This window comes from Roseomonas sp. KE2513, assembly GCF_016107305.1.
Classification (GTDB): Bacteria; Pseudomonadota; Alphaproteobacteria; order Acetobacterales; family Acetobacteraceae; genus Roseomonas.
This window is the reverse complement of record NZ_RCVR01000083.1, coordinates 1-8,998: the sequence shown is the minus strand read 5'-3', so window position 1 is coordinate 8,998 and position 8,998 is coordinate 1. Positions and strand designations below refer to the sequence as shown.

The window sequence follows — 8,998 nt, the reverse complement described above, 5'->3', positions numbered from 1 at the left end:
TAGGTCCGTAATCGTCAGGCCGTGTCGGATGGCCAGCCCGAAGAGATTGATCACCTCGTCCACGTGCGACCCCACGAGAGGGGCACCAAGGATGCGTCCGGTGTCCCCTTCCACGAGGGTCTTGAAGCCATGGACACGCTCGGCTAGGCGCCGGGCGGTGTACCAATGGGGAACCCTCTCCGACTTCACCTGCACCCGGATTCCTTGGGCGTGTGCCTCCGCCTCACTCAACCCCACGGAGGCGATTGGAGGCAGGGTAAAGGCCACGCTGGGCACGCCACGATAATCCGGCCGGTGCTTGTTCCCCTCCAGCAGGTTCGCAGCGACCACCTTAGCGTCGTGGCCTGAGACAGGTGTCAGCGGCGGCCCGTTGCCCGCCGCGTCTCCGGCGGCGTAGATCCTGGGGTTGGATACGCTCTGCAGGAACTCGTTGAGCTCGAGCCGCCCGCCGTCCAGCGCGATCCCCGCCTCTGCGAGGTCGAGCGCCTCGACGTCGGGGACACGACCTGCCGCGTGCACAACCAAGTCGGCCGCCACGGTCTGCTCCCGTCCCTCGACGACGGCGTGCACCAGGAATCCTTGGTCCGTCTTCTCAACCCGCTTCACCGCAGAACCCGTACGCACGTCGACACCCAACTCGCCAAAGCTTTCCATGAGCCAGCCGACGAGATCCGGGTCGAACTGGGGGAGCAACCGGGTTCCCCGCTGTAGGATGGTCGTCTTGGCTCCGGCACGCGCAGCAAGGTGGGAGAACTCGGCCGCGATGTAGCCGCCCCCGATGAAGGCGACACGCGAGGGCAGGGTTTCGAGTTCCAGGAAGTCGTCGCTGGTCGCGACGTGCTCCTCGCCGGTGATGCCAAGCGACACGGGGCGTGCGCCGGTCGCGATAAGGATGTGGCGGGCCTTGAGTTCCTGCTCGTCGACGACAACCATGTCGGGGCCGGTGAACCGGGCAATGCCGTGGAAGGCATCGATGCCCTGATCGGCGTAACGCTTCTCCTGCTTCTCCGGCACGGGGCCGGTGAAGCTACGCTTGAAGGCCATAAGGTCGGGCCACGCAATCCGGAGATTACCTTCAACGCCGTGGCCGTGCATCCGCCGGGCGGCGTCGATGGCCTCCTCGCCGCTGACCAGCATCTTCTTGGGGTCGCAGCCGCGCAGTGCGCAGGTGCCGCCAAAGGGCCGGTGGTCGATGACGGCGACCGTCCAGCCTGCAGCCCGTGCCCGGCTGCTGGCGACCTGGGCAGCAGTCCCAGACCCGAGAACAACGAGGTCGTAGGGGTCAGGCATGGGGTCATCTCCTCCGTGTTGGGTGCGACGCACGCCAACATCCGGGCGGACCCTGGAACCTGTAGCAACTACAGCCTCAAGACACTTTTCCGAGCCCTGCGGGAGTGGTCACGCCCCGGCAGCATGTGCAGGCGCGTACAGCGCTTCGATGATGGGGCAATCCGGGATCGACCCGCCTTGGCAGCGTGACGCCGCCTCGGTCAGAGTCTGCTCCAGTCGCTGGAGGTCGGCGATCTTCTTACGGACGTCATCCAGGTGTTCCAGGGTTACGGCCTGCACGTCCGAACACGAGCTGTGGCCACCGTCCACGAGCCTTAGGAGGCTCCGGACCTCGTCAATGCTGAAGCCCAGCTCGCGGCTTCTGCGGACGAAGGTGAGCCGGGCCAGGTGCCCGGGATGGTACACTCGGTGGTTCCCCTCAGTTCGCCAGGGGGCCGCTAGCAAGCCGATCTTCTCGTAATATCGGATGGTCTCGATGTTGACCTTTGTCTGCATGGAGAGGTCTCCAATGGAGATGCCCCGCTGCTTGCTGCCCATTGCTGTCTCCCAGGGGCTGAAACCCCCTTGAACCTGTAGTTACTACAGGTCGTATCTTGATCTCAGAGGATGGAAAAAGGTCAAGCGGTAATGAGCGATCAAGTGGCACGGGGTGTCCTCGTCCCAGATGAGACGGGGGAGCGGACGGGGAACGGGAATGCCTCGTCGAAGACGCTACTGGCCACGGTGGGGCTACTCGCCGCCCTTGGCGCATCGAGTTGCTGCCTGCTGCCCCTTGTCCTGTTCCTCGTTGGCGTCAGCGGCGCCTGGATCGGCAACCTGACCACCCTGGCGCCCTACCAGCCGATCTTTGTGGCCGTCACCCTGGCCTGCCTCGCGGGCGGGTTCGTGGCCGTCTACCGCAAGCGCAAGGCGGCGGCCTGCGCCGAGGGTTCGTACTGCGCCCGACCGGCCTCCAACCGAATCACCAAGGTCGCCCTGTGGAGCGCGGCCGCCATCGTCGCGGCGGCTCTCGCCTTTCCCTACGCCGCGTCGATCCTCCTGTAGCCACCCCCAAAAGGAATCCTGACATGAAGCCGATCCTCCGCCTTGCCGCCGCCCTGGGCTTTGTCCTGGCCATCGGCGCCACGGCGTCCGCCGCCGAACAGACGGCTACCCTCGAAGTGCAAAACGTCTCCTGCGAGACGTGCGCGCCCATCGTGAAGCGTGCCCTCGGCCGCGTGCCCGGTGTGAGCCGGGTGGCCGTGGCCGAACGCGCCGGGACGGCGACCGCCATGGTGACCTTCGACGCCGCCAGGACCGACGTCGCAGCCCTGGTGCAGGCAACAACCAACGCCGGGTTCCCGTCGCGGGCAGTTCAGTAGCGCCGCCGGGAAGCCGCCAGAGGTTCCATGGACACCACTGAACGGACGATCGGCGTCGTCGGCGAAGCCTTCCCGCTTCGCCCTGGCGTGCTGATGCCGGACTGGTCGCTTGTCACCGAGGCGACGGCGCACGAGGCGCTCGCCGCCAGCATGATCGCGGCACAGAGGTCAGAGAAGTTGTCAGGCCTCAATGCGGCTGAGGACCTGATCTGGCGTACAATCCTGCTGGCCTTTGCCCGCTCCGTCGCGGTACCGGACGTGGCATGGCTGGTAGCCAGGACCGACCTGGACGAGGCCCTGGTCGCCGAGATCCTGCGCGCACTGCGTCGGCGGGATCTCGTGGTCCTCGATGACCGTGGCATGGCTGTGCAGGCCGCCTATCCCTTCAGCGCGCAGGAGACGGTCCACCGTGTCCATCTCGCTGGGGCGGGAGCGGTTCACGCTCTCTGTGCCATCGATGCCCTTGGCATGGGCGCCATGCTCGCCTGCAACACGGCCATCGAGTCTTCCTGCCCTGAGTGCGGCACGCCCATCCGGATCGCGACATGCGACGATGGCCACGCGCTCGCCTCGGTGACACCTGGCACCGCCGTCGTCTGGGCGGGGATCCGGTATGCCGACGGGTGCGGCGCGACCTCGGGCTGCACGGTAAAGCTGTTCTCTTGCTCGGACGAGCACCTCACGGCGTGGCGCCAGCGGGTCGATCCGCAGGGCGCCGGGTTCCGCCTCCCCGTGGAGGCGGCACTACAGGTCGGCAAGGGCCTGTTCGTGCCGATGCTAGCCGCGCAGCCTGATGGGGGCGAGGCATGAGGCTCCTCCTCCACCTGGCGACCGTTTCGGCAGGGCTGTCCGCCCTGGGTATCGCCGCCATTGTCCTGGGTGGCCTCTGCTGCCCTCCGGCAGGCTTCCTCGCCCAGTTGGCACCGGGCGCCGCCACAGCTGCTGGGCTCGGTCCCAGCAGTTCCGCCGCACGCCTGGACAGGGACTGCTGACACGGAAAACCGTAAGCTCATGGCGACCGGGATCGTCGGCTTCGTGGTGGCGGCCCTGTGCTGCGCCACCCCGGTCCTGGCTATCCTGCTCGGCGCCATCGGCCTCTCGGCCGTGCTCGGCTACCTCGACTACGTGCTGATCCCGGCCATGGTCCTGTTCCTCGGGATCGTCGTCTACGCGGCCTACCGGCGCCAGCGCTCCGCCTAGGCTGCCGGACCAAGAGAAAGCAAAGGAAGCACCGTGAACTTTATCGCACCGCAGCCCGCCCAGGTTGACTGCTGCAGCGCCAAGCCAAGTCGTAGCGATCGTGCCCCGGACCTCCTCGTGATCGGTACCGGGTCGGCGGGCTTCTCGGCGGCGATCCGCGCCTCGGAACTCGGCGCCAAGGTCGCGCTGGTCGGCGACGGGACCATCGGCGGCACCTGCGTCAACATCGGCTGTGTGCCGTCGAAGGCGCTCATCCGGGCGGCGGAGACGCTGCACCAGGCCCGCGCGGCCTCGCGCTTCGCCGGGATCACCGCATCGGCGCGGCTGGAGGACTGGACGGCCCTCGTCGCGCAGAAGGACGAGCTGGTCGCCAGCCTGCGACAGGCAAAGTACGCCAACCTCCTGCCGGAATACCCCGACGTCTCCTACGTCCCGGGGCGGGGACGCCTCACCCCCGATGGCGTCGTCACCGTGGGAGATACGGCCTACCGGCCCGGCAAGGTCATCATCGCGACCGGGACATCATCCGCCACACCGCCGATCCCCGGGCTGGACACGGTCCCCTGGCTCAACAGCACGACGGCAATGGAAGTCGAGGCGCTTCCCGCATCACTCCTGGTGATTGGCGGCGGCGTCATCGGCGTCGAGTTCGGCCAGATGTTTGCCCGCTTCGGCGTGCGCGTGACCATCGTGTGCCGATCCCGGCTGCTGCCCGGTGCGGAGCCGGAGGTGAGCGCGGCGCTGACCGAATACCTGGGGGCCGAGGGCGTCGAGGTCCGCGGCGGCGTGGCCTACGAAGCCATCCGGCAGGGTGAGGGCGGTAGCGTCGAACTCGTTGTCCGGGGCGCCGACGGCAACGCTGTGACGCTTTCGGCCGAGCGCGTCCTGGTGGCTACGGGACGAACGCCGAACACGGCCGGGATGGGCCTTGAGGAAGCTGGCGTGGTGCTGGACGACCGCGGCGCCGTGCAGGTCGACGACCAGATGAGCACAACGCGGCCGGGAGTCTACGCGGCGGGCGATGTCACCGGCCGGGACCTCTACGTCTACATGGCGGCGCATGGCGGCAAGGTCGCCGCCGAGAACGCGCTCGGCCGCGACGGCGCACCGCGCTACGACGCCACGGCCATGCCGGAGGTGGTCTTCAGCGACCCGCAGGTGGCAAGCGTTGGCCTGACCGAGGCGGCGGCCCGACGCTCGGGCCTGGAGGTCGAGACCAGGGTCGTGCCGCTCGACCAGGTGCCCCGGGCATTGGCTGCCCGCGATACGCGGGGGCTGATCAAGCTTGTGGCGGAACGGGCCAGCGGTCGGATCCTGGGCGTGCATATCCTGGCTCCGGAAGCCGGAGACAGCATCCAGACCGCCGTCCTGGCGGTAAAGCATGGGCTGACCGTGGCTGACCTGTCCGCGACGATCTTCCCGTACCTGACGACGGTGGAGGGACTGAAGCTGGCCGCGTTGAGCTTTACCAAGGAGGTCGGGAAGCTGTCCTGCTGCGCAGGCTGAGCCCGCTTGGGACACCCGGCGGAACGCACTCTAGCGCATCCATGGGGATGGCAAAGGTCCGGCCGTACCAGAGGGGTGTATCCTTGCCTGGCTCTCCGGTTCCTGCCTTTGCCGCTGCTCTGCCCCCCGACGCTAGACCTCGGCCCGGGCTGCGATCCTACAGGTCGAGGATCTGCCCGCCTCACGCGAAACGCCGACCCACATGGAGGTCGGCAAGTTCCTCGCGATCCTGGAGAAGGTGGCCGTCCGGGTCAGCCTTCAGCGGGAGAGCCGGTTGACCTTCGAGGTCGGCCCGCCCGGCCGTCCCATGCAAGTCTTCGACGTCGAAACTATCCGTATCGAGGCGACCCAGGCGGTTATCGAGCTCGGCCCCCGGCCCGCCATCTGCAAGCCACGGCACCGGGCGGAGCAGGAAAGTGCCAAGGCTTCCTCCGCCTGCCCGACGGTACGAGGTTGCTGCTGACAACGACACGAACTCGGCCGAAAGGGGAGAACGTCAACCGGATTGCCCAGCCCTGCTTACCAGGAGTCTGAGCTTCTCGAGTGCCACCTCCTGGCGCTCCTCGTAGTCGAGCGTTCCAGCAAAACGGCCCTTAGCGTCGAGCAGGAACACGCTGGCGCTATGGTCCATTGTGTAGCCGCCTTCCTCCAGGGGAACCCGGCGGTACTGGATCTGAAAGGACTGAGCTGCCCGGGCGACCTGACGCTCCGTTCCCGACAGTCCGACGATGCGCTGGTCAAAGAGCGTCATGTACTCGGCCATCGATCTGGGGGTGTCCCGCTCGTGGTCCACGCTGATCAGCAGCCAGTTGATGCGGTCGGCGTCTGGCCCGAGCGCATCGATGTGCTCACCCATTCGGGCCAGGGTCGTGGGACAGACGTCCGGGCAGAAGGTGAACCCGAAGAACACGGCGGTTGGCTTGCCAAGGAAGTCGCGCTCGGTCACTGCCCGGCCCCGGTGGTCCGTGAGGGCGAACGGGCCGCCGATTGCAGGCAACTGTACTTCCCTCCTGCCAAGGGGACCGTCCGTCACGAGCCAGCCAGTCGCCGTGCCCACGATCAGGAAGCCCAGCACAGCCACCGCCACCCAAGCGGCTCGCCGAATCAGCGTCAACTTCTGCATCCGATCAGATCAGTCCTAGCCAGCCATTGCACTGCGTCGCGCGTAGCCCCATTGCTCGCCGTAGCCGATACGACGAAAGCGGGCCACCTGGGCCTCATGAAGCGCCCGGCACTGCGCGAAGATGTCTGAGCGGGCTCGTGCGTCGTTCAGCCGATCAACGTCGACGTCCGCAACGGCAAGCCGGGCTCCTGGTTCGAAGCGGGAGGTCTCCGCGAGAAGGATCCCATCCTCGTAAATCGAGGTCTGGCCGTCCCATGCAAGGTCGGTCGTTGACTCGCCCTCACCTGACGCCGTGTAAAGGTAGGCTGCCGTGCAACGGGCCGACTGGGCCTGGCACAGCATTCGCCTGGTGTCGGCCTTCCCAACGGTGATGTTGCTGGCCGACAGGTTCACCAGGACGGTGGCTCCGGCCAATGCACCCAGGGCGCTCGGCTGCTTGGGCACCCACATATCTTCGCAGATCTCGACGTGCACAATGAGCCCCGGGCGGTCCTCGGCCACGAAGAGAAGATCGGGGCCGAACGGGGCGGCGTGCCGCCCCACGCGGATGACGCTTCCGTCCGTCCCATTCCCGGACGCGAAATAACGGCGCTCGTAGAACTCCCGGTAGTTCGGCAGATGGACCTTGGGCACCACGCCCAGCAGCTTGCCCCGGTGGATAATGACGGCCGTGTTGTAGACGCGGCCAGCACGGCGCAGGGGGACGCCTAGTACCATGACGGAGGGCAAGTGGGCAGACGCCTCCACCACGCGCTCCACAGCGGTCTCGGCAGCGTCCAGGACGACGTCCTGGAGGAAGAGGTCGTCGATGGAGTACCCGGTCAGCGCCAGTTCGGGGAAGGCGACCAGCGACACCGACCGCTCGGCGCAGGTGTGCGCGACTTCCAGAAGGGTGTCGGCGTTCGCGGCGGGATCCGCGAGGTAGACCGGGGTCGTGCAGGCGGCGACCCGCACCGCGGCGCCGGGACCGCTCGATCCGATTGCCTGGACCTCGACAGGGCTGTCGGGAACGCCCTCAGTCATGCGACGCCCTGAGGTCCGTCTGAGCGTCGCGGATGATCGACCAAGCCGACTGCAGGAACAGCCCGGTGATCACGACCGCCACAGCGAGGTCCGGCCATGCGGTCCCGGTCCACCAGACGAGGCCCGTCGCGACCAACACGGCGGCAGTGCCGATGGTGTCATTGCGGCTTAACAGCCAGACGGCCCGGACGTTAACGTCGTCTTCCTGGTGCGGGATGAGCACCGCCGTAGCGGTTAAGCTGACCATCAGGGCGACAGCACCGAACAGGCCCATCAACTCGGCTTCGGGCTGTTTCGACACCAGCACCCGGTAACCGGTGGTGGCGAGCACGCCCAGGCCGAGCATCGCGAGGAACAAGCCTTGAATGAGGGCGGAGCGGGCACGACAGACGAGGCTCATGCCGATAGCTAACAGGCTGGGGAAGCCCATCAGGCCATCGCCGAGGAAGTCAAGAGCGTCCGCCTTAAGCGCTTGGCTGCCAGAGATGAAGCCGCCAACCATTTCTACCAGCCCGTAGCCGACATTGAGCTTTACTACGATCCCCAGCGCGTGGCGGTACGCGGGCGTAATATGGGCGCAGATCTTCGGTAGGCCGTCATCGTTCATCCGATGCTCCCGAGCCAGGGGAAGAGCTGGAGCATCAGGATGGCGAAGTCGGTCAGATGGCCCGTGACCATAGCTATCCCCATCACCACCATGACGCTGCCCGCCACGATCTGAAGGACGCGGCCGAGGCGCCGCAGGCTGCGGAACGGACCGCGCAGGAAGGCGTCCGCGAAGGCGGCAACCAGCAGGAAGGGCACGCCCAGCCCGGCCGCGTAGGCGGCCAGAAGCACGATACCGAGGTGGCTGATCTCACTGGTGGCGGTCAGCGCCAGGATGGCGCCGAGCACTGGCCCGATGCAGGGCGTCCAGCCGAAGGCGAAGGCCATCCCGAGCACGTAGGCAGAGAGCGGCGTGCCGCCGCTGAGGGTCGGCATGAAGCGGAGGTCGCGCTGCAGTGGCATCAGCCGCAGGACGCCCGCGGTCATCAGGCCGAACAGGATGACCACCACCCCGCCCACGATCCCGGCTTCGTAGCGATAGCGCAGCAGGGCCTGGCTCAGCGCCGAGGCGCCCGCGCCCATCGCCACGAAGATGGTCGCGAAGCCCAGAACGAAGCAGAGGCCGAGGCCGACTGTGGCGAGGCGATCGGGCTTCGTGCGTTCGGCGGAGACCGAGCGACCAGCCACGTAGGAGACATAACCGGGCACCAGCGGCAGCACGCAGGGTGAAAGGAACGATATCATCCCCGCAAGGAAAGCGGTCAGAAGGCCGGACATCTGGAGGAGAGGGTTCACGGCAGTCCATTCCTCAGGGGCGCGACGTGGAGGTCGGCGCGTCTACGGATTCGTGCAGCCCGCCCACGAGGAGCAGGAGCGCGGCGTCCACGAAGATCGTGATGTCGGCGAGGTTGAAGGCTGGCCAGTGGTAGCCTGCCGCGTGGAAGTTCAA

12 protein-coding genes are annotated in these 8,998 nt (G+C 67.1%); 6 read left to right on the top strand and 6 right to left on the bottom strand.

Annotated elements, in window-relative coordinates; translation table 11 throughout:
• Together D9599_RS29560 and D9599_RS29555 are read right to left on the bottom strand one after the other, a co-directional pair.
• The coding region (locus D9599_RS29560; RefSeq protein WP_198384920.1) for an NAD(P)/FAD-dependent oxidoreductase at positions 1 to 1,290 on the bottom strand (1,290 nt) is incomplete at its 3' end.
• 108 nt (positions 1,291 to 1,398) lie between these two features.
• Positions 1,399 to 1,827, bottom strand: coding sequence for a helix-turn-helix domain-containing protein (locus D9599_RS29555; protein ID WP_198384919.1), 429 nt, complete (start codon positions 1,825 to 1,827; stop codon positions 1,399 to 1,401).
• Positions 1,828 to 1,917: 90 nt separating this feature from the next.
• Here D9599_RS29555 and D9599_RS29550 point away from each other — a divergent pair, with 90 nt between their 5' ends.
• The 6 genes from D9599_RS29550 (at position 1,918) to D9599_RS29525 (ending at position 5,820) form a co-directional block, all read left to right on the top strand.
• Entirely contained in the window at positions 1,918 to 2,334 is a 417-nt protein-coding gene (locus D9599_RS29550; protein WP_198384918.1) for a mercuric transporter MerT family protein, read from the top strand.
• Between the two features lie 23 nt (positions 2,335 to 2,357).
• Complete coding sequence (locus tag D9599_RS29545; RefSeq protein WP_198384917.1) at positions 2,358 to 2,651, top strand: cation transporter; 294 nt, start codon at positions 2,358 to 2,360, stop codon at positions 2,649 to 2,651.
• 27 nt (positions 2,652 to 2,678) lie between these two features.
• Positions 2,679 to 3,461 carry an organomercurial lyase gene (merB, locus tag D9599_RS29540; protein WP_198384916.1) on the top strand — a complete coding sequence of 261 codons (783 nt, stop codon included), beginning with the start codon at positions 2,679 to 2,681 and terminating at the stop codon, positions 3,459 to 3,461.
• A gap of 201 nt (positions 3,462 to 3,662) precedes the next feature.
• Complete coding sequence (merF, locus tag D9599_RS29535) at positions 3,663 to 3,851, top strand: mercury resistance system transport protein MerF (protein ID WP_198384915.1); 189 nt, start codon at positions 3,663 to 3,665, stop codon at positions 3,849 to 3,851.
• A 117-nt stretch (positions 3,852 to 3,968) separates the two neighbouring features.
• Positions 3,969 to 5,357 (top strand): mercury(II) reductase, encoded by a 1,389-nt coding sequence (gene merA, locus D9599_RS29530; protein ID WP_309228763.1) that lies wholly within the window; start codon positions 3,969 to 3,971, stop codon positions 5,355 to 5,357.
• A gap of 202 nt (positions 5,358 to 5,559) precedes the next feature.
• A complete protein-coding gene (locus D9599_RS29525) occupies positions 5,560 to 5,820 on the top strand; it encodes a hypothetical protein (RefSeq protein ID WP_198384913.1) in 261 nt (86 codons plus the stop codon).
• A gap of 33 nt (positions 5,821 to 5,853) precedes the next feature.
• Here the strand turns inward: D9599_RS29525 and D9599_RS29520 are convergent, their stop codons facing one another.
• Genes D9599_RS29520 through D9599_RS29505 form a run of 4 tightly spaced genes read right to left on the bottom strand, consistent with a single transcriptional unit; the run spans position 5,854 to position 8,826 of the window.
• A complete protein-coding gene (locus tag D9599_RS29520; protein WP_198384912.1) occupies positions 5,854 to 6,480 on the bottom strand; it encodes an SCO family protein in 627 nt (208 codons plus the stop codon).
• 15 nt (positions 6,481 to 6,495) lie between these two features.
• Complete coding sequence (locus D9599_RS29515; RefSeq protein WP_198384911.1) at positions 6,496 to 7,503, bottom strand: nitrilase-related carbon-nitrogen hydrolase; 1,008 nt, start codon at positions 7,501 to 7,503, stop codon at positions 6,496 to 6,498.
• Positions 7,496 to 8,110: a cation transporter gene (locus D9599_RS29510; RefSeq protein ID WP_198384910.1), complete on the bottom strand. Its 615-nt coding sequence runs from the start codon at positions 8,108 to 8,110 to the stop codon at positions 7,496 to 7,498. The genes D9599_RS29515 and D9599_RS29510 overlap by 8 nt, the downstream gene beginning before the upstream one ends.
• Positions 8,107 to 8,826, bottom strand: a complete 720-nt coding sequence (locus D9599_RS29505) for a cytochrome c biogenesis CcdA family protein (protein WP_198384921.1) — start codon at positions 8,824 to 8,826, stop codon at positions 8,107 to 8,109. Before D9599_RS29505 ends, D9599_RS29510 begins: the two co-directional genes overlap by 4 nt.
• Positions 8,827 to 8,998 lie beyond the last annotated feature (172 nt).